We start from the raw sequence: 18,373 nt of genomic DNA, 5'->3' as shown, positions 1-18,373 counted from the left end.
CTTGCGCGCCCCGTCGATCCGCCTGCGGCCTTGGTCGCGACGGTGTGGTTACGCGGCCATCGGCATCACGAACGCGGGATCGTTCGCTGGCAACAGCACGGGCGTGCGGTCCGTGGGCTTGGTGAGGCGGATGACGTACAGATTGGTCGGCCGCTTGAGTCGTGGTTGACCGCCAGGTTTTCGTCCTGTGCCAAGAAAGTTGCCCCAGTTCGTCCACTCGTCACGGTAAACGGGTTCAGGCTTCTTCGGAATGTTGATGGGGAACGACGCATCTTTACACCGCTCATACCAAAGGCGTTGCGATGCGATGCCTTCTCGCTGCGCCCACGCGCTGGCGTCGCTGTACGATCGGAACGGCGGTGCGTTCGGGTGCCTGTTCGGCTTCCGTCCTGTGCCAAGGAAAGCGCCCCAGCCGTTCCACTCGCTCTTGTAAATCTTTTGAGGATTCGCAGGCACGTATTTCGGCAAACAACCTTTCACCGAACGATCCTTCCATGCTTCAGCGGTTTGGATACCTTCCGCGCGAGCCCAGGCGGCGGCCTCGTCGTACGAGCACCACGTCCCACGGTAGAGTCGCCCTGTGCCCAGAAATGTGCCCCAATCCTTCCAGTCACCCTTGTAGGTTCTCGCCGGTTTCACCGGAATGTCGGCTGGGAGATCGCCTCGTCGGCACCGGGCTATCCAGTCGTCAAAGGTCTTGATTCCCTCGGCTTGCGCCCACGTTGCTGCCTCCTCGTACGACCTCCAACTGTGCGTCGCGATCGCACAAAATGCAGACGGGTCCATCGGCTTACCAAGGGCTTGCTCGATCTTGTCCAGTAGGCCGTCGTTCAGCAATCGCCCGTCGCGGATCAAGCAAGCAAGGTGACGTAAAACAGCGTGGACCACTCGCCCGTAGTTGCCCTCCGGTCGATCCACCTGAAGGTCAAGCGTTGGATCGAGAAGTCCGAGCGGTGCTTCGCGAACGCGTACCACCGTCCAGCCGGCTTTGTTCAGCCGCCGTACTTGGCGCCGATCCTTCGTTTGCGTTTCTTGATGCCAGTAGGAGCCGTCGTATTCAATGGCAAGCCGTCGGCTCCGGTCGATCAGGTCAACCTGGATTTTTCGCCCGCCATCGCCAGGGTCAATCGTCGCACGGCGGGTTTGGTCGAGGATCAGCACCGATCCAAGGCCGTGCGCCAGCGCCAACTCGATCATGGATCGCCCCCTGATCATGCTGGTGTTGAGAAAACCGGGCCATCCGCCGTTAGACTTGAACTCGTCACCATAGACCTTGAAGGGGTCTGCCGGGATGTTGGCCGGAAAGTCCTTCCGCGCCATCCAGGCCGCCCCCGTTTTGATTCCCTCGGCTTGTCCCCAAGCCGCCGCCTCGTGGTACGAGCACCACGCCCCACGGTAGCGTCGCCCTGTGCCCAAAAACGTGCCCCAACCCTTCCATTCGCCTTTGTAGATTTGATACGGTGCCGCTGGAAGATCGGCGGGAAGTTCCTTGCGCAGCGAACGCAACCGCCACTGGGCCATCGTCCTGATGCCTTCCTCTTGCGCCCACGCGCTCGCATCGCCATAAGGCCGAAACGTCCGCTTTGCCATGCCGCTCTCCCGCTGATTTTCCTCCCCTGTACCTACCAGGCGGAGCATCTTTAGCAAGAAAGCCAGCCAGCAAAAAAGCCCGGTTTCCCGGGCTTTTTCCAACGCATCGTCACGCGCGGCCTGCGCCTCGTGCTGCGCGCAGCAGGTCGCGGGTTTCGTCGGCGACTTCGGCAAGACCGACGGCCTCGCGAGCGCCAGCCAGCAGGCGGCGGGTGTCGTCGTCGGCCTGCTGCCGCGCTGCCACGCCTTTCATGAACGCCTCGTAAAGCACCGGCCGTTTCCGGATGAACGGCCAGGCGTTCGGGCCTTCGTCGTCATCGTCTTCGTCGTACCACCTGTTCTCAAGGTGCGGGTCCGCGCCCCAGCGTGCCAGCAGTTCGATCCGCTCGGGCCATTCGTGGTCGTCGCCGTCGCCACCGCCTTCGTCGGCGTACTGCTCGACTTGCCGCATCAGCGTCGCGATGATCGTCCGGCCGTGGTACTGCGCGTTCGGGTCCGCGCCAAGCGTGAGAAGCCACGACACTTGATCCAGTCGCCCGCGCAACACCGCGATGCCCAAGGGCTTACCGCTGCCGTTGTGACCGTTCACGTCCGCACCTTCGGCGAGCAGCCGGTGAAACGCACCGCCCCAATGCCGGCCGATCGCGCGGCAGAGTTCGCGTTCGAGGCGCCGACCTTCAGCGTTGTCGTGTCGCTTCAAAAGCGGGGCCGGCCGCGATTGTTTGACGGGCTTCATGCCGGCCCATCGCTGCATCCACGCACGCAACGCGGGCGAGTCGGGGGCGTCGGGCACGGTGTCCGACTCCGCGTCGTCGTCGTGCTCGTCCGATTGGCGGTCCAGCGAGTCGAAGAGGTCGCCGGCCTCACGCTGCGCGTGCTCCTCGAGCGCGATCTGCTCGGCCGTCGGGTGGCGGCGGCCCTCGGCGTCGATGTACACCGGGGCCGGGCCGACGTTCCACGTCATTTCTTCGCGAAGTGCGTCGAGCCTCTCCTCTTCGATCCGCGCGAGGTGACGCCGCGTGTACGCTCGCTCCTCGCCTTCCCGCTTCTGTTGCACGTCACTGCGCCAGCCCATCGCTTCCCCGATCACGCTTTCCATGCGCGTGCGATGCCGGTCCCATCGGACGTTGATCAGCCCGGCGAGCATGAACATAACAACGCTCGTCATCATCGCGGCCGGCACGATGAGCCAGAGCGAGCGTACTGATGTTACGGCGTAGCAAACACCGACGAAAAAGCCGACCTCGGCCAGCGCGCCGATCAGCAGCCACGTCGCCGCGCGGCGGCCGTGGCGCATCGCCTGGTTGGTGAAACGGTCAAGCGCGATGTCTGAGTCGAGCGCGTGGTCCTCGTCGTCGTCGAGGTCGTCGTCCAGGTCGTCGTGCTCATCGTCGTCCTCGTCGGGCAGGTCGTACGCTTCGTCGTTGATGGTGCTCATGGTGGACTCCGGTTCAGTGCGCCGCGCCTGTTGGCGCGAGCGTGAGGTTCAGAAGCCCGTCGGGCGACGGGGTGCGTCGGGCGATGGCCGCGGCCTTGAACGCGGCCACGCGGTCGAGCCGGTCGCGCATCACCGCCGGGTCGAGGGCGCCGGATTGCAGGGCCGCGAGGATCAGCGGGATCGCTTCATCGACCTGGCGCGGTTGCGGCAGCAGGATCACGTCGGCGCCGGCCTGCAACGCCTGCACGACGGCCTGCGGGCGGTTGCTGATTTCCCAAAGGGCGTCGGTCATGACGAGGCCGTGAAAGCCGGCCGCGCGCAAGCGCTGGACGTACACCGGGTCGAGCACCGCGGGCAACGGCGACACGCCGGGGTACACGCGGTTGCTCATCATCACGATCGGGGCCGCGTTCACAGGGAACGCGTCGGCCATGCGCCACACGTCCGCCGCGGTGCCCGGGCAGTTTTCGACCTCGTGGCTGCCCTTGCGAAGTTGATAGCCCGGCAGCGAGGCCACGGGCTTGCACGAGGCGAGTTTGCCCGGGTAGTGCTTCAACACCGGCGCGATGCCGGCGACGGTCATGGCCTGCGCGAAGCGCGCGGCGATCGTCGCGGCCTGCTGCGGGTCGTTGCTGTAACTGCGCTGCGTGTCCTGCACTTCCGCCACCGGGGCGTTGTCGATGTCCACGCAACTGTTCGCCAGAGCGTCGCCGGCCCGCTTCACTTGCGCCGTGAACTCGCCGACCGTCATGCGGGGTACGTCCCACGGTGCGGGCGGGGCCTCGACGTTCTTCAGGTCGCGCACGGTGCCCCCTTCCTGGTCGGTCAAGATCAGGGCGGACGGATGGGCTTTGCGCAAGTCGCACGCGATGGCGGGTCGCGCGTCGAACTGGTTGCGGATCAGCAGCGCGCCGAACTCGCTGGTGAGCGGCGGGTTCTCGACGACGAACAACGAACGCAGGTCGCTGGCCGTGGGCAGCGGTGCCGCTACGGCCAGCATGGGCGCTGCGAGCAGCGCCGTGATGATCGTGTTGAAAACCCGGTTCATAAGCCGTGCGCCAGGCTGTCAACGATGGCCGCGGCCGGTACCAACGCGGGCGCGTCGAGCAGCATCCCGGCGACGCGGGCGCGGATCGCCACGTCGAGCAGGCGTTGCTTCACGTCGCCGCGCGGGGCGGTTTCGAGCGCGCTGCGGGCGGTGGTCACCTGGTCAAGCAGCCACGCCCGCACGTCGGGCTTGGCGTTGACGTGGGCACCGGCGGCCTGCACGGCGTCGAGCGCACGGCGGGCATTCATGGCTTGGTCAATGGTCAAGGTGTCGGCGTAGGCCAGGTTGCACGCGAGGATGGCGGCGATGGTGACGGTGAGGCGTCGCATGGTCATACCTCGGTGGTGTTGAGGTCGTTCAGGTCGTTGAGCATCGCCCGCCACACCGGCGACGGGCTTGCGTGCTCGTCGTGGTCGGGCAGCAGGCGCGCGAGGCGGTACGCTTCGTCTTGCGCTGCGAAGTGCGCCCGGGCGCCGGCCACGTGCGCGTCCCACGAGGCCAGCGCGTCGCGCACGCTGGGGGCGTCGGTCTTGACGGGCTCAACGGCCTGGCCGCGGGCCAGTGCTGCGAGCACGGGCGACTCGCGGCGCACGCGCTCGGCCAGCGTGTGGTGATGGCGTGCGCGCATCGACGCCCGGCGGCTCTCTTCCCAGCGACGGATGCCGGGGGCGGTCACGTTCGGCAGGAGCGTGTCGAGCCGGTCGTCGCGGTAAGTGCTGGAAAAATCGAGCATGACGGGCCTCACTTCGTGCGGTTGCGGGCGGCCAGACGCTCGATCGCGTCGGCGGCGAGGTTGAACTGCGAACGCTTGGCGAGGTAGAACCGGGCGGCCACGCCGATGCTCACGGCGGCGGCGATCCAGTGGCCCGGTGCCTGGTCGGCCGGTCCGCGCAGCGCGTCGGCGATTTGCCAGGCGCCGATGGCGAGCATGATCAGAAAGAGGCCGAGTCGGACGTGCTTGATCAGGTCGGCGATGCTAGGGAGGCTGAGGATGCGCATGATCGTCGGGCCTCGTTCACTTGTTGTCCGGGGGCAGCAGTTGCACGCGCTCGTCGCCGATCACGGCCGGCGTGAAGCCGAACGGCGACGGGAGCCAATCGCTGGGGCGGCGCAGCAGTTCGATCGGGCGGCCGATCGTGGCGCGTTGACGCATGAGGTTCGCGCGGAAGGAACCGGACCACCACACCGCCGCGGTGAACGCTGCGACGCCCAAGCGGCCCAGCAGACCGGACCAATGGCCGTCGAGGGTTTCGAGAACGCCGAGCGTGAGGTTGGCGATGAACGCGATGGCGCCGACGTGAGCCACGGCGGTCTGCATGAGGTACGCGCGGTTCGCGGTCTGCTCCGTGAGTGCGCTGTGGTGGTCGAGGTCGTGCATGTGGTTCTCCGGTGGGTGGTTGAGCGTTGATGCCAACGCCTTGACCCAGGCTAACTCGAGCCCAGACTAAAGCAAGCGCCCAGTGGCCCGGAAACGGCCGTTTTGCCCGGAAAAACGCACTTTTTTTCATGCAAGCGCTGGTGACGGTTACGCCTTCGCCGTGCAAAAAAGAACGGGACGCTTGCGCGCCCCTTTGGTCGATCGGCCTCCGGCCCGTGCTGCGGATTCCCTGGTAGACCGAATAAAAACGGGCGGCCAGAGCCGCCCGTTGTGCTGGTCGTGCGCGCGATCAGACGGTGCCGCTGTCCTCCTTACCGCCCTTCTCGGCGTCCGGTGCTGCGCCGTCCTGCAGCTTTTCAGCCTCGGTCGCGCGCTCGGTGGGCTCGACCAGGCGATCGCGGATCGCCGCTGCGCGTTCCATGTTCGCGGCCAGGTTCTTCGCCAGGTCCGCGCGGCTCGCGGTGGCCCCGTCCTGCGAACTGCCCGACGCTGCACGCTCGGGGCTGGCCGTGGCCGGCGCCTCGGGCTTGCTGGAGCCTGCGCTGCTCGCTTGCGCGGTGGGCGCCGCCGGCTTGCCCGCGCCACCGCCCGCGGCTGCGCTGGCCTTCGCGTCCTTCAGCGTGCTCGGTTCTGCGGGCAGGTCGCCGCGACCGCCGGTGGGCGGCGTCGTACCGCCCTTCGGAACCGGGATCGTCGTACCGCCCCGCTCGGACAGGTTGCCGACCTCGCGCTCGCGTCCCTTCTGCATCCCGGCCAGTTTGCTGCGCAACGCATCCGCGCCCTTCGCCGCACCCGCGGCGGCCGATCCGAGCGCAGCGCCCGCGGCACCCGCGCCGGCCGCGCTCGCGGCGTTGGCACCGCGTCCCATTTCTTCAACGTGGCCGCCCAGCACCGCGCCGTGGCCGCCACCGATCCAATCGAGCACGTTGTCGGGCACGCTGGTGATGAGTTTCAGGCAGAAGCGCACGGACTGGAACAGAAACATCATGAACAAGACCGCGCCCGCGACCATGCGCATGAGTTCAAACAAGCCACCGCCGCCGCCCGTCGCGCCCCAGGCCACGCCGAACAGCGAGTTGGCGAACAGGCCGATCGGTTGCATCAGCACGTAAGACCCGCACACGCCGATGGTCAACAGCGCCGGGCGCAAGGTGAGGCTCAAGATCATCATCAAGCCTTGCTTTTGCGAGCCGATGCCGTCCTGCCCGTGATTCGGCGACAGGAAAGTGACCGCCCAAAGCGGCGCGGCCACCAGGCTCTCGAACAGCATGACGAGCCAGCCGAAAGCGGCCAGGGCCACCGCGAAGAACGGCATCATGGGCAGCACGAAGCAGAGCACGAACGCGGGGACGAGCAGGCACGAGGCGATGAACGTGAACAGCCCGCCGAACAGCGAGGCCGCCGCCATCACCACGTTCCCGGCCAGCGGGACGGCCGCGAAACCCATCAGCGTCGCCGCGGCGATGCCGGCGTTCTGAACCGTCGTGAACAGCCCTTGCCCCACGTCGTACGCGCGCATCATGGGGTCTTCGTTCGGGTCGGTGACGGCCGTGAAGCCCTGGCCCGCGAACAGGTTGATGACTTTCGAGAACTTGTCGTCGCCACCGCCACCGCCGGTCTTGGCCGCGGCCTGGGTGTTCGCCGCGTCGAGCAGCGATTGCGCGTGCTTCACGTCCGAGTCGGTCTGGTTGTCGAAAAGGCCCATCAGGCCCACCTTGCCGGCGGTCATCCCGTCCACGGCCGTCGGCACGTTCGAGACCGACGCGTTCACGTCCGATTTCATGCGACCCAAGGCCGCGTACTCGGCTCCCGAGACCACGAACCCATCTGCGCCGAGACTGGACGCCAGTTGGCCGTTGCCCATCGCGGCGGCGAACGCCGCGTTGGCCTTAGCGCTCACCGTGGTCTCGTAGGCTTTTACAGCGGCGTCGATCGCCGCGTTGACCGTGGCCGGTGCGAGCGCGCCGTTGCCCGCGGTACCCACCATCTGCTTGGCGAGGTTGTCTGCAGCGCTCTGCATCGATTTCAACGCGTCAACATGGCCGGACTCGATCGCGCTCGTCGCGGGGGCCGCGTTGAGCCAGGCCGTGGCGGTTTGCAACCCGGCGCCGTTGGTGTTCGACGTGCTGGCCGTGGTGCCTTTCAGTGTGGCGGTCACGGTGCCGCACGCGGCGTACGTCGAACCGTCACCGGTCCGCCCGAAGTTGTAGCCGACCGTTCCCGCACCGTTGGCGTCGAGGTCGCTGAACCACGTTGCGCCGACCGACGACGAAATGTCCTGCCCGTTGTTCAACTGGTTGACCGTGGCCTGGTCGTCCGCCGACTCGCTGGCGTACGTGCCGCGCACGCTCTCGTAGCACACGTTGCTCAACACCAACGACTCGAACAGTGCCCGCGCCTTCACGTCGAGCACCGGGCTCGTGTACGTCGCCGTTTGCTGCGTCCAGTTGGTGAGGTACGCGGTCCATACGGTGTCGGCGAGGCCGATGCCCTGCGTTGCGAGCCAGAGCACGATCAACTGAATGAGGCAGAACCCGCCCTTAACCGGCAGGATCATCGCCATGCCGAGCGTCGAACGGATGGGCACCCACATCGAACTCCACTGCTTGCCCATCATCTCGCCGTCGTGGGCTGTGGATGCGATCGACGCGAACATAACGTACGCGGCGATCAATCCGCCGATTGTCATGACCGCGGTGTTCAGAATGCTGAAGAGCGGGCTGAACGGGCTGGCCGATGCGTCCGAGCCAGCACCGAGCAACGGCATGACATGAACCATAATCCAGTCGGTCGAGGGCGGCGTGAAGATGTCCGCGTGCGCGGGCGCGCTGAACAGCAACGCAAACAGGGCGAGCGGCCCGGCGAGGGTCTTGAAAAGTCGGCGCATGGAATGGCCTCGGGCGAGTTGTTAAAGAGCGGGTGGTGCCGGTTGAACTGTTGGCACCAACACCAGGCTAACTCGAGCCAGGCGTGGGTCAAGCGCAGAACGGGGTGTACGGAAAAAATAGTTTGGGTTCCCAGGCATGTACGGGGGTGCGAAGCCCGTGCAGGCCCGGGCGCTCACGCGCCGGCCGGTCGCTGCCGCCGGTGAGCCTTCGGCGACGGACGCAAAAAAGGCGGCCGGAGCCGCCTTGGTGGGACGTGAGGACGTGGTGCCGTCGATCAGGTTTTCATCGGGTCGAACGCAACGCACAACCGGATTGCGTTGAGCGGACCCAGGGCCATCCAGCCGATCACGGCGAGCGCTGCGCCGTAGAGGGCCGAACCGTGGTTCGTGATTTCGTGCCAGCAGAACAGGCCCGCGAGGACGTACAACATCAGCAGGAACAGCAGGCCGCCGATCGCGCCGTGGCGCACGCGCCCGTCCGGGCTGGCGACGGCGTACACCGTGGTGGCGCCCAAGACGCGCTGCACACCCAGCGCGACGGGCTCGCCCACGTTCAGGTAGTTGCTCAACCGCGGCGACACGCGCAGGTTGTGGATTTCCCGATCGCCGATTTCCGCGACCGTGCGGATCGTCCAGCCGTACTGGTCCACGCGACCCTCGCCGAGCATTTTCAAACGACCTTCGATGCGTGCCATCGTTCTCTCCGTTCAGTGTGCGGTGCCGTTGGCACCAACGCGGTACCTGCAGTACACCAGGTTCTGCGAAAAACTCAAGTAGTTGCTACGTGCTGCGCTTTGGTGGGCCGTGGGGGCGAGGAACCGCGCGACGTGTCGATGTTCTGCTGCCGGTTGCTGGTGCCTGGTCATCGTTTGCCCTCGTCCCGTTCGTTGGTTGTGCGCTTCGGAGCCTGCCGTGACGCATGAACGAGCCAGCCGGACGGCCTGGCAAGGGTTCGACGAAAGCCGCAGCGCGCGCAGCGTGACCGGGTGCACGGCGAAAGCAACGCGCGCCCTTGCCGCGGCTCGGACGGTCTGGCTTATGCGTCGGAAAACGGCGGGATCGAGCGCACAACGCGGTGAGAGCGATGGCGACCAGGTGCCGGCGCGGGAACACGCAGCAGGACGCGCGGCGTTGCGCGGCCGTGGTGTGTTTGTATCGGTGTGTTTGTATCGCTTCCGGCGATCGTCGCGGCTTTAGGTACGGTACTCGGTTGACAGGTCGATCGTGGTACGAGAACGTTGGTATGTATTAATACCAACAAACGCATACATACCTTCCACCACGATCTAGAGGAGTACAGACTATGATGTTTTCATGTTCCGTTTGGAGCCCCAAAGGCGGCGTCGGAAAATCGACGCTTTCGATCAACCTGGCGGCACGCCTGGCCCTCGAAACCTCGCGCCCTCGCGTGCTGCTGGTCGATCTGGACGCGCAGCAAAGCGGGCGTACGTGGGCCGCGCAAGCGAAGCAATGCGGCCATACGGTGCCGTTCGACGTGGCCGCGTCCGACGCGCAGGCGTCGGCGTATGACATCGTGATTTTTGACCACGCCCCGGGCATGTTGGACGCCTCGGCGCTGAAATCGCAAGTCACGCTGATGCCGCTGTTGCCGTCGTTTTTCGACGCCGCTGCGGCCATCAAAGGCCAGGCGGATCAAGTCGCGAAAGGCCGGCGCGTGATGCTCCTTCCCAACCGGCTCGAAATGAACTTCGCCAGCGACATCGCGTTTCTCGCCGGCTTCGTGGGCAAGCCGTACATCCGCAAGCGCAAGGCGTACCAGGCGACCATCGCCCGCGGCTTGACGATCTACGCGGACAAGAGCGGTATTCGTGGCCTGCACGAGGCCCGGCGCGAAATGGACAACACGATCGACGCGTTGATCGACCTGGCCGCGGCCTAACCTATTTTTAACGTCTTGGAGATTTACGATGGAAAATGGTATGAACGCACTGGCCCGCCTGGCGGCGAAAAAGCCGGAGCAGGATTTGATGGCCGCTGCGGCCGGTGTCGCGAGCGTGGCGTTCTCGGAACCGGACGGCGTGCTGTACGGCGAGTACGTCGCGCGCACGGTCAAGCGTGCGAACGCGACCGATCCGGTCGTGATCTGCAACGCCTCGATCCGGGGCCGCACGTCCACCGCGTCGCAACTGCGGATCGTGAACGACTTCCGCGACGACGTGGACGATACGACGGTCGGCCCGCCCACGAGCGCGATCATGATGCTCGCGATGATGAAGTACCGCGAACTGGTCGCGGCCGGTGAAACCTTGATCATCGACAACAAAAAGTGACCGGCGCCGGTCGTGGACGAACAAAAGCCCCTTGAAAAAGGGGCTTTTCTGTTTGTATCGGTGCGTATGTAGTGATGCGTATGTATTGGTATGTATGTATCAATCACGCGGCGCTGTGGACGCCGCCATGCTTACACCGACGCTTGCAAGGCAAAGGCTCTGTCGTTCTCCGGGTCGGTGATCTTGACCAGGTTGATGACATGGCGGGCAGTCTGTTGCGGGGCTCTCCGTGGGCCACCATACGTGTTGCCCGTCCCCAAGAACGCGCCCCATCCTTGCCATTCAGCCTTATAGACTCGGTCCGGGTCGGACGGAATGTCGTTCGGCTTGGCGCGCCTCTTCCAGCCCTTTGCCGTCGTGATCTTTTCCTGCTGTGCCCAAGCCCTGGCCTCATCGTATGAACGAAAAGGCTTCTTGTAGGTAGGAATGCTCCCGGTACCAAGGAACGCACCCCATCCTTGCCATTCAGCCTTGTAGATTGCATAAGGCCGGGTCGGGATGTTACCGCGCGGAAAATCGCTCCTCTTAACACGGACGAACCAGTCGTCGAACGACATGATCCCCCTTTGCCGCGCCCAAGCGCTGGCCTCTTCATACGATACCCATCCTTGCGCGATGATGTCGTAAAACTCCGTCTCGTCGATCGGGATTTTGAGCGCGGCGGCGATCTTGGCACCGAGTCCATCATCGGGCAGGGTGCCCCGCTCGACGAGCGATTGAAGGTGCTTCAGTACCGTGCCGATCATCGGTCCGTAGTTGAGCGTTGCGCGTCCAACCTGCACATCCCGCACGGGATCAAGCAAGGCCAGCGGTGTCTCGCGAACGCGAATCACGGTCCAGCCGGCGTCATTCAACCGCTGGGTCTTGCGATGATCGTGCACAACATCCTTGTGCCACGCCGAGCCGTCGTACTCGATGACAAGACGGCGCTCGCGGTCGGCCATGTCCACGTGCATGGGTCGGCCACCGTCGTTGATGCGCGTCATGCGGGCCGGATCGAGGTTTAGCACCTGCCGGAGACTATGTTTCAAGATCAGTTCAACCTTGGATGCGCCACCCAACAATGAAATCCCCAGGAACGCACGCCATCCTTGCCATTCGGCCTTGTAGACATGCTCCGGTGCCAATGGAATGCCTTGTGGTTTGGTGCGGGTGCGCCAATCGTCCCTCGATGTGATTTTTTCCTGTTGCGCCCACGCGCTCGCTTCCTCGTAGGTTTTCCACGGTCTTCTCCGTCCTGCCACGGCTTGCTCCTGGTAAGTCTCCCTCCCTCGTACCTACCAGGTGCCGCGGCTCTAGCAAGAGGCTGCGGCCGTTTTGAGTGACAAAAAAAGCCCTTGTTTCAAGGGCTTTTCGTTTGTATCGTTTGTTTGATACAAACCAAACGTATCAACTCGCCAGCCATTCGTCGTAGGTCTTGACCGTCCAGCCCAGCGCCTCCGCGTTCGCGCGGTAGATGGCGTACTCGGCGTCGTTCGTGCCGCGTGCTTGGGTCTGCCAGTCCGCGCGAGGCATCAGGCGCCGGTCGTACTCGCTCGCGAACGCGCGCTCCGCGAGGTCGTCGCGGGTCGTGCTGAACATCAGGCGGTCCATCAGCGCCGCATGGTCGGCGGGAAGCCAGCGCAGCGCGTAGCGCCCGTTGTCACACAGCAGGCGCCGCGCCGTCGTGTAGTCCTTGCGGTTCATCAGGTTCTCCAGTGAAGCCCGCAAACCGTAGCGTGCGGGCGTTGGGGTTTAAATCCCGTTGGCGTTGGTCACGGTCCAGTCTTTGTGATCGAACTGGAACTCTGAAAAATCCCCGTTCAGGCGACAATCGTTGACCCATCGGCTGCTGTCCAGGTACGCGTGCAGGTGTTCCGGCACCTCGTGCAGGTACAACTCGTTGAACATTTCCTCGCCCACGTCCTCCATCGCGCCCTCTTGCAGCATCACGTCGTCGATCTTGTCGAGCGCGTCCGCGAGCGAATAGCCCGCATCGCCCACGAGGTAGAACAAGGCGGCTTGCTCGTGCTCGTCGAGGTCCACCACGGTGTCGAACCAGGTTTCGAGGCTGGCCTGGCTGATGCCAAGCGCCGCGAACAACTGGCCTTCGCCGTCGGTGCCGTCCACCAGTTGCAACTCCACCTCCTCGACCGGTGCGCCCCAGCGATCCGTGAGCCCGTCCATCTTCGCGGTGTAGTCTTCCAGGCTCGTGAAGTAGAAGCCCGGGCCGGCGTCGAGGTTGTAGGGCATGGCGTGGTAGGTGGTTTCGGTCGTCATCTGCAGTTGGGGGAGCCCGCCTTGGATGGGGTTGCTGTTGGTGTGCGTGAGGTTCTGGCTGGTTGCGTTCATGGTGGTGCTCCTTGTTCGGTGAAGGTCTGCTGTCGGTATCGCCCGGCGCATAACGAAGCCGTCCCGACACAAGGGCCAGGGGCACGCCAAAGCCGCAGCCTGCGCAGCAGGACCGGGTGCCGGCGGGCGCGCAGCGAACCCTTGCCCTTGTGTCGGGACGGCTTATGCGTCGGCCGGTTGGCGATACCGGCGGCTTTTCAACGAACAAGGGGCGAACGCGGCCGGCCGTGGGAGAACCGCCACGGGCCGTTGACGTGGCCTTTCGCCGTTCGGCCTTGTGCTTTTCCGTACGGGTGTTACCGTGGGTCGTCGGCGGCGTGGTGTCCGCCGATGTGCATGTGCCCTGGTTGGCAAAGGCCGGTCAACGTTGACCGGCCTTTGTTCGTAGTCCCAGGGAAAAGACGGGGCGGCTGGCGCCGCCCTCGGCCGACCCGCTGACGCCCAGGCGCCTGCGGTGTTAGAGCCCAGCGAAGTGCAGGCCCGGGCTTGACCTGCATACAGGCTTTTCGTAGGGTGCGTTGTGGCCCACGTTTGCGACGTTTCTTGGTCAAGGGAGCGACCCGCGAACTAACGTAAGTCCTTGACGACCGAGCCGGGGTTGACCGCCCCGGCTCTGCTACTTCAGCCGCGCCTGGCCGATCCTCCAATGGTTACAGGCGTCGGCGTGCGGGCGCAGACGATGCGCTTTCGACCTCGGCCATCGCCTCGCCGGCCGCGACGTTCAGCGCTGTGGCTTCGGTCACATGCCTGGCGAGCAAGTAGCGGTCGATCAGCGCCACGGCTTCGTCCTGAAGCCTGCCAGCGCAGTATTGCGTTTCGAGGTCGGGATGGTCGATGTACCAGCGCGCGTGCAGTGGGGACCGTGGTTCGTCAAGCGACGCCTCGATGGTGGCCTGGCGCACCTCGGGATCGAGCAGCGCCGGGCCGGCATCGTTCAGGACGAGCCAGCAGGCTTCAAGCGGGCTGAACAGCGGCCCGACCTTGGGGCGCCCGGCGCGTTCGGCCACGAACGCCGCGTACACCCGATCGGCGTGCGCGATGCGATCGGTCAGAACCTCCGCCGTCCCATCCTCGTGTCGGGCAAGCCACTGGATGGCCGTCCGTACGTGTGCCTCGAAGGCGTTTTCGGCGGACGACTCACCGCTTGCCGCGGTGAACCAGTGCAACGCCCTCGGCGCATGGTCCCGCCGCCACGGCTCGGGCAACGTTGCCCACGCGAGGTCGCCGACATCAAGGGCGTTCATCGCCTCCACGTCGTTGAAATCGAAAATGCGCGCGTCGTGCATGGTCGTCTCCAGGTTACAGCCTGGCCCGGCGCCGGACGGGCGCTGCGGCCTCGGCCAGCGTCTCATCGACCACCGCGCGCAGTTCTTTGCGCTCGTAGGGGATTCGCAGCAACATGCGCAGCGCGACGTAGTGATCGTCGAGCCAGACGACGGCCGATCGGTCCACGCTGTCCAGGCCGTAGTGGTCCGGGTCGCCTCTCATCGCGTCAAGGTCGGCCCCGGCGTTGCGCAGTTTTGCCAGCACGTACGGCAGGCGCGCGCCCCGCGCCCGGTCGGGCATGTCGTTGTGATCGACGGCCGGCGTGTGAATGAACGCGATGAACCACATCGGCATGTCGCAACCGGCCGGCCGCTCGTTCAGGTCGTCCGGCGTCAAGCGGTCGAGCCAGGCGTCCAGCATGTCGTCGTCGTCGAGCATGTTGCGGCTCGTCATCAGTTCCGGCAGCGTCGCGCGAACGGTGCGGTCGATGTGGTCCAGCAGAGCGCAGAACGCCGCCGCGCGACGTTGCTCGATGGCGTTTCCGATGGCTCCCAGCGTCGGGCGCGCCCCTGCTTGCAGCCAGCCCAGCACCACGGGCAGCGGCGACGACGACACGGCCAGCGCAAGGCCACGCTCCAGACGTTCGGTAGACAGGTTCGGTTCCATGCGGCCTCCGATTACGCGCGGTCCGCCGCGTCGTACGCCGCGCCGATCCGATCGCACGTCCACGAAAACAGGTTGAACACGGCAACGACGGAGCCCACGCCCAGCACGATCGACATCAGCAGGCTCACACCGATGTAGGCGATGACGCCAAGGCCCAGCGCCTTGACGACCATTGCCGTCCCGATGAGCAACAGAATGTCGATGAAAGCGACGATGCCCAGCGAGAACGCCACGGCTCGTCCGAATCGGGTGTCGTAGTCCCGTTGGTCGCCGAGCATCCATCGGTTGAACGGTGCGGTGACGGCCATGCCGGCCAGCAGTGCGACCCACGTGCCCACGGCGATCAGGTCCGACGTGGTGTCGGACCATTGATGGATGAACGGCGGCATGTTGGCGACGGACAGAACGAGCACGGGAAGCGCGGCGAGGATGCGAACGTGAAAGGGTTTCATGCGAGGCTCCAGGTGAACAGACCGGGCTGGTCTGGTACCGCCCTGACCCGCCTTCCGGCGGGCACAAGGGGAGCGTCGAGCGCCGATCACAACCTGCGGCGCGTGATGGTTGGCGCGGCCTCGGCCGCCGCCTGGCGCAACACCGCCTGCTCGGCCGCGACGCGCTCGGCGAGCAGGAACGCACGCAGGGCTTCGCCGTGCCGGCCGCCGCCCTCGTCGGTGAACGGTGCGGCGTGCAGACCGGCGCCGTGCTCGCGCAGCAGGACCAGCAGCGCGTGCAGGTCCGGTGTCGCCGCGCTCGATCGGCGGAACACGTGCCACCAGCGCGGCACGGGCTCGGTGCCGTGGCGCCGGGAAACCCACGACTCCGCGCTGTTCAGCGTCTGCCCGCCGATGCCGTCCGCGGCAGTGTGTGTGAGCGCCGTCATGATCAAGCCCGCACGGTCGCGCTGCGGTCCGGGTGCAGTTCGACGCGCACGCGTTCGGTATGGGCATCGCGCACAGTGACGGTTTCGCTCACGACGTTGCCGTGAACGACCAGCGCGCGCACGGTCGCATTGAGCGTTTCGCCCGTCGGATCGCGCAACGCTTGGGCGATCGTCACGTCGCCGTCGGCGTGGTCGAAGGCCGTACCGATCGGCACGCCGACCGCCTGGCCGTCGATCGAAAGTTGACCGGCGCGGTCGATTGAGAACGCAAGGTTTCCGCCGGCATGGGCGGCGGTGGCGAACAGAAGGGAAACGGCAAGGATGGCAAAGCGGCGCATGACGGGTTCTCCGATGGCCCGGCGCCGGGATGGCGCCGGTACGGCCGAACCCGCCGTCAGGCGGGCACGGGGCGAACGGTGCGCCGGGGCGATCAGAACGGGGCGCCGTGCGTGAAACCTTCGTAGGTCTTCGCGAACGAGTGGCCGTAGGCCGCGAGCGTCTTCGCCTTAAGATCCGCGGCCTCGGCCGACAGGTCGGGCTCGTCGCCGGCCAGCCATTCGACCGCGCGAGCGCGCAGCGTGGCGAGGTCCGGCAGGACGGCGCAACGGCGCACGATGTCGTCCACGAACCGCACGAGTTGACTGGGCTGGGTCGAGTACCGGAACACCGGGGCCGACGAAGCCGGCGGCGTGGTGTCGTAGTTCATCGTGTCCGAAAAGCCGATGCATTGGTCGAGGGCGGTGGTCATGGTGGTGTGCTCCGTGGTGAACAGGCCCGGATGGCCTGGTACCGCCGAACCCGCACGTGAGGCGGGCACTCGGGGAGCGATGAAAAAAGCCCGTGGGGTCACGGGCTTGAACGATGGGCGCGGTGCGTTGCGCTGGTGTACCCAATAAACCAGGTACTGCAGAGCGTGTCAACGTATGTAGACGAAAAAAGTTGATCAACGGAGCGGCGCAACGCCCGTCACGCGCAGGTTGACGCAATACGGCCGTCCGCCGGTGGCATCGGGCACGGACATGCGCTTAACGACGAGGTCCGGCAGCAGTTCTTTGATGCGAGGCCAGAACTGCGCGTCGGACGCGATGGGCGACCGGCCTGCTTCGGCCCATTCCGCGGCGTGCTGATACACCTGCGTCCTCGATGTCCAGCAAGCGTTGTCGATCACCGCGCCGCTTTCGTGCAGCCAGCGGTACACCGAGTCCGTTTCGAGATTCATCTGATGGTCGAGGTCGCGCATTTCCCGCGGCGCTTCGTCCAGGGTCATGAACCGCCCGCGCTTGATCAGCGAGATAAGGCCGCCCAGCAACCAGTCGAGCACACCGGCCATCTCAACGGGATCACGGATGATCTCGTTGTGGTAGTCCTGAACCTCACCTTTGCCGTGAAACTTGTTCAGGAACGGGAGCGCGAAGACGCGGCGCTTGAAACCTTCCGTGTAGTCTTGCGCACGGATGGTCTTGTTCATCGCGATGATCCACGAACACGTCGGCGTGAACTTGATCGGGTCTTTGTTCTTGACATCGACCAGTTGCGGCTCGCGCGTGGCCCACTCCTTCAGGCGGTCCGGGTTGACCTTCGAGGCTTCATGCACCACCGCGAGGGTGGCCCCGATCAGTTGCGAGGGCTTGAAGTTGTGGTCGAGGTCTTCCAGCCGGAACGGAACGCTCTTGCCCTTTCCGTGGAAGGCTTCGATGATCTTGATGAGCGTCGATTTACCGTTCCCGCCGGAGCCGTGCAAGTAGATCACTTTGCCCCAGTTGATGTTAGTGAGCGTCGAGGCAAAGGCTTCGGCCGCGGCTTGCTGCATCGCCGGGTCTTTCCAAATCATGGTCAAGAGTTTGGCGAACTTCGAGTTGGGATCGAGCGTACGCGGCACGTACACGCCACCGACCAGCCGGTCGGCGTCGATTTTTGCGTAAATGCGGCTCTTGGTCTTCCAGTGCGGCCCGACCTCGTGCGCGGTGATGGCCCCGTCCTTCACGATGCGCTCGCGGTCCAGTACGAGCACGGTGTTACGCAACTGCATGAGCGCCGGGCGGTCGTCCACGACGATGGGCTCGTCCGCATCCTTGTCGATGCTCTCAAGGTCCAGATACGCTTGCGGCGTGTCGTCCAGGGTTCGACCGCTCGAGGGCTGCACCATCGTCGAGAGCAACGCGCGCACCATCTTCTCGGCCTTTTCATCGCCGTAGTATTTCGGTGCGTGGATCTCGAGGAACCCTTTCGCGCGCTCGACCATCGACTCGTGCGGAACAGGTGCGTAGTGCACGTTGTTATGACGGTAGAACAACTTGTCGTTCACCCCGCCCACCATCAAGTTCGGCTCGCGCATCATGTGCTGGGTGAACAGCAACTCCGGCGACGGCTTCTGGTCGTCGTCGTCCTGCCCGCCGGACGTGGACTTGCGATTCTGCGTCGCCTTCGCTTTGCGAGCGCCGGGCGCAGGGATGGTTTTCGGCGTGCTCACGCCTTTGGGACTGAATGCCATGTAGGACCTCGTTCTAAAAACTTGACAGCAAGGTCCGGGCGATTTATTACTGATATCAGTTTGGTACCCGGTGCTCTTCTTCCAAGGGACTGCATCGATCACAAGCC

At 65.1% G+C, this 18,373-nt stretch carries 21 protein-coding genes; 2 read left to right on the top strand and 19 right to left on the bottom strand.

Going from position 1 to position 18,373, the window contains the following annotated elements:
* Positions 1-48: 48 nt before the first annotated feature.
* From PCE31106_RS00600 to PCE31106_RS00560, 9 genes are all read right to left on the bottom strand, one after another.
* Positions 49-1,764 (bottom strand): integrase repeat-containing protein, encoded by a 1,716-nt coding sequence (locus PCE31106_RS00600; protein WP_150562045.1) that lies wholly within the window; start codon positions 1,762-1,764, stop codon positions 49-51.
* Entirely contained in the window at positions 1,700-3,028 is a 1,329-nt protein-coding gene (locus tag PCE31106_RS00595) for an ankyrin repeat domain-containing protein (protein ID WP_150562044.1), read from the bottom strand. Before PCE31106_RS00595 ends, PCE31106_RS00600 begins: the two co-directional genes overlap by 65 nt.
* A 13-nt stretch (positions 3,029-3,041) precedes the next feature.
* Positions 3,042-4,076, bottom strand: coding sequence for a glycoside hydrolase family 3 N-terminal domain-containing protein (locus PCE31106_RS00590; RefSeq protein WP_150562043.1), 1,035 nt, complete (start codon positions 4,074-4,076; stop codon positions 3,042-3,044).
* Positions 4,073-4,405, bottom strand: coding sequence for a hypothetical protein (locus PCE31106_RS00585; RefSeq protein WP_150562042.1), 333 nt, complete (start codon positions 4,403-4,405; stop codon positions 4,073-4,075). The genes PCE31106_RS00590 and PCE31106_RS00585 overlap by 4 nt, the downstream gene beginning before the upstream one ends.
* Positions 4,406-4,407: 2 nt before the next feature.
* Positions 4,408-4,809, bottom strand: a complete 402-nt coding sequence (locus tag PCE31106_RS00580) for a hypothetical protein (RefSeq protein WP_150562041.1) — start codon at positions 4,807-4,809, stop codon at positions 4,408-4,410.
* An 8-nt stretch (positions 4,810-4,817) separates the two neighbouring features.
* Positions 4,818-5,075: a hypothetical protein gene (locus PCE31106_RS00575; protein WP_150562040.1), complete on the bottom strand. Its 258-nt coding sequence runs from the start codon at positions 5,073-5,075 to the stop codon at positions 4,818-4,820.
* A gap of 16 nt (positions 5,076-5,091) precedes the next feature.
* Positions 5,092-5,454 carry a hypothetical protein gene (locus tag PCE31106_RS00570; protein ID WP_150562039.1) on the bottom strand — a complete coding sequence of 121 codons (363 nt, stop codon included), beginning with the start codon at positions 5,452-5,454 and terminating at the stop codon, positions 5,092-5,094.
* 289 nt (positions 5,455-5,743) lie between these two features.
* Complete coding sequence (locus PCE31106_RS00565) at positions 5,744-8,341, bottom strand: DotA/TraY family protein (RefSeq protein WP_150562038.1); 2,598 nt, start codon at positions 8,339-8,341, stop codon at positions 5,744-5,746.
* A 275-nt stretch (positions 8,342-8,616) separates the two neighbouring features.
* Complete coding sequence (locus PCE31106_RS00560) at positions 8,617-9,036, bottom strand: hypothetical protein (protein WP_150562037.1); 420 nt, start codon at positions 9,034-9,036, stop codon at positions 8,617-8,619.
* Positions 9,037-9,644: 608 nt separating this feature from the next.
* Here PCE31106_RS00560 and PCE31106_RS00555 point away from each other — a divergent pair.
* Both PCE31106_RS00555 and PCE31106_RS00550 read left to right on the top strand, forming a co-directional pair.
* The gene (locus tag PCE31106_RS00555) at positions 9,645-10,241 is read left to right on the top strand and encodes an AAA family ATPase (RefSeq protein WP_081091347.1); all 597 of its coding nucleotides are present in this window, start codon (positions 9,645-9,647) and stop codon (positions 10,239-10,241) included.
* Between the two features lie 40 nt (positions 10,242-10,281).
* Complete coding sequence (locus PCE31106_RS00550) at positions 10,282-10,632, top strand: hypothetical protein (protein WP_150562036.1); 351 nt, start codon at positions 10,282-10,284, stop codon at positions 10,630-10,632.
* Positions 10,633-10,763: 131 nt separating this feature from the next.
* Here PCE31106_RS00550 and PCE31106_RS00545 read toward each other — a convergent pair whose 3' ends face one another.
* The 10 genes from PCE31106_RS00545 to PCE31106_RS00495 form a co-directional block, all read right to left on the bottom strand.
* A complete protein-coding gene (locus PCE31106_RS00545) occupies positions 10,764-11,876 on the bottom strand; it encodes an integrase repeat-containing protein (protein ID WP_150562035.1) in 1,113 nt (370 codons plus the stop codon).
* A gap of 145 nt (positions 11,877-12,021) precedes the next feature.
* Entirely contained in the window at positions 12,022-12,318 is a 297-nt protein-coding gene (locus PCE31106_RS00540) for a hypothetical protein (RefSeq protein WP_150562034.1), read from the bottom strand.
* Between the two features lie 48 nt (positions 12,319-12,366).
* Positions 12,367-12,963 (bottom strand): antirestriction protein ArdA, encoded by a 597-nt coding sequence (locus tag PCE31106_RS00535; RefSeq protein WP_131753350.1) that lies wholly within the window; start codon positions 12,961-12,963, stop codon positions 12,367-12,369.
* A 650-nt stretch (positions 12,964-13,613) separates the two neighbouring features.
* On the bottom strand, positions 13,614-14,249 hold the full coding sequence (locus tag PCE31106_RS00525) for a hypothetical protein (RefSeq protein WP_150562031.1): 636 nt from the start codon (positions 14,247-14,249) through the stop codon (positions 13,614-13,616).
* Between the two features lie 13 nt (positions 14,250-14,262).
* A complete protein-coding gene (locus PCE31106_RS00520; RefSeq protein WP_150562030.1) occupies positions 14,263-14,895 on the bottom strand; it encodes a hypothetical protein in 633 nt (210 codons plus the stop codon).
* Positions 14,896-14,906: 11 nt separating this feature from the next.
* Positions 14,907-15,347 (bottom strand): hypothetical protein, encoded by a 441-nt coding sequence (locus PCE31106_RS00515; RefSeq protein ID WP_150562029.1) that lies wholly within the window; start codon positions 15,345-15,347, stop codon positions 14,907-14,909.
* Between the two features lie 86 nt (positions 15,348-15,433).
* The gene (locus PCE31106_RS00510; protein WP_150562028.1) at positions 15,434-15,775 is read right to left on the bottom strand and encodes a hypothetical protein; all 342 of its coding nucleotides are present in this window, start codon (positions 15,773-15,775) and stop codon (positions 15,434-15,436) included.
* Positions 15,776-15,777: 2 nt separating this feature from the next.
* The gene (locus PCE31106_RS00505) at positions 15,778-16,113 is read right to left on the bottom strand and encodes a hypothetical protein (protein WP_150562027.1); all 336 of its coding nucleotides are present in this window, start codon (positions 16,111-16,113) and stop codon (positions 15,778-15,780) included.
* 92 nt (positions 16,114-16,205) lie between these two features.
* Complete coding sequence (locus PCE31106_RS00500) at positions 16,206-16,523, bottom strand: hypothetical protein (protein ID WP_150562026.1); 318 nt, start codon at positions 16,521-16,523, stop codon at positions 16,206-16,208.
* A gap of 195 nt (positions 16,524-16,718) precedes the next feature.
* Positions 16,719-18,266, bottom strand: a complete 1,548-nt coding sequence (locus PCE31106_RS00495; RefSeq protein ID WP_150562025.1) for a DUF5906 domain-containing protein — start codon at positions 18,264-18,266, stop codon at positions 16,719-16,721.
* Positions 18,267-18,373: the final 107 nt, after the last annotated feature.

It is taken from the genome of Pandoraea cepalis, assembly GCF_902459665.1.
In the GTDB taxonomy this organism is placed as follows: Bacteria; Pseudomonadota; Gammaproteobacteria; order Burkholderiales; family Burkholderiaceae; genus Pandoraea; species Pandoraea cepalis.
This window is presented reverse-complemented; position numbering and strand designations above follow the sequence as displayed.

What these genes read in the sequence shown, in the direction of transcription:
- PCE31106_RS00595 (WP_150562044.1), bottom strand. Translation starts at nt 3,028, where the DNA reads ATGAGCACCATCAACGACGAAGCGTACGACCTGCCCGACGAGGACGAC.
- PCE31106_RS00590 (WP_150562043.1), bottom strand. Translation starts at nt 4,076, where the DNA reads ATGAACCGGGTTTTCAACACGATCATCACGGCGCTGCTCGCAGCGCCC.
- PCE31106_RS00585 (WP_150562042.1), bottom strand. Translation starts at nt 4,405, where the DNA reads ATGCGACGCCTCACCGTCACCATCGCCGCCATCCTCGCGTGCAACCTG.
- PCE31106_RS00580 (WP_150562041.1), bottom strand. Translation starts at nt 4,809, where the DNA reads ATGCTCGATTTTTCCAGCACTTACCGCGACGACCGGCTCGACACGCTC.
- PCE31106_RS00575 (WP_150562040.1), bottom strand. Translation starts at nt 5,075, where the DNA reads ATGCGCATCCTCAGCCTCCCTAGCATCGCCGACCTGATCAAGCACGTC.
- PCE31106_RS00570 (WP_150562039.1), bottom strand. Translation starts at nt 5,454, where the DNA reads ATGCACGACCTCGACCACCACAGCGCACTCACGGAGCAGACCGCGAAC.
- PCE31106_RS00565 (WP_150562038.1), bottom strand. Translation starts at nt 8,341, where the DNA reads ATGCGCCGACTTTTCAAGACCCTCGCCGGGCCGCTCGCCCTGTTTGCG.
- PCE31106_RS00560 (WP_150562037.1), bottom strand. Translation starts at nt 9,036, where the DNA reads ATGGCACGCATCGAAGGTCGTTTGAAAATGCTCGGCGAGGGTCGCGTG.
- PCE31106_RS00555 (WP_081091347.1), top strand. Translation starts at nt 9,645, where the DNA reads ATGATGTTTTCATGTTCCGTTTGGAGCCCCAAAGGCGGCGTCGGAAAA.
- PCE31106_RS00550 (WP_150562036.1), top strand. Translation starts at nt 10,282, where the DNA reads ATGAACGCACTGGCCCGCCTGGCGGCGAAAAAGCCGGAGCAGGATTTG.
- PCE31106_RS00540 (WP_150562034.1), bottom strand. Translation starts at nt 12,318, where the DNA reads ATGAACCGCAAGGACTACACGACGGCGCGGCGCCTGCTGTGTGACAAC.
- PCE31106_RS00535 (WP_131753350.1), bottom strand. Translation starts at nt 12,963, where the DNA reads ATGAACGCAACCAGCCAGAACCTCACGCACACCAACAGCAACCCCATC.
- PCE31106_RS00525 (WP_150562031.1), bottom strand. Translation starts at nt 14,249, where the DNA reads ATGCACGACGCGCGCATTTTCGATTTCAACGACGTGGAGGCGATGAAC.
- PCE31106_RS00520 (WP_150562030.1), bottom strand. Translation starts at nt 14,895, where the DNA reads ATGGAACCGAACCTGTCTACCGAACGTCTGGAGCGTGGCCTTGCGCTG.
- PCE31106_RS00515 (WP_150562029.1), bottom strand. Translation starts at nt 15,347, where the DNA reads ATGAAACCCTTTCACGTTCGCATCCTCGCCGCGCTTCCCGTGCTCGTT.
- PCE31106_RS00510 (WP_150562028.1), bottom strand. Translation starts at nt 15,775, where the DNA reads ATGACGGCGCTCACACACACTGCCGCGGACGGCATCGGCGGGCAGACG.
- PCE31106_RS00505 (WP_150562027.1), bottom strand. Translation starts at nt 16,113, where the DNA reads ATGCGCCGCTTTGCCATCCTTGCCGTTTCCCTTCTGTTCGCCACCGCC.
- PCE31106_RS00500 (WP_150562026.1), bottom strand. Translation starts at nt 16,523, where the DNA reads ATGACCACCGCCCTCGACCAATGCATCGGCTTTTCGGACACGATGAAC.
- PCE31106_RS00495 (WP_150562025.1), bottom strand. Translation starts at nt 18,266, where the DNA reads ATGGCATTCAGTCCCAAAGGCGTGAGCACGCCGAAAACCATCCCTGCG.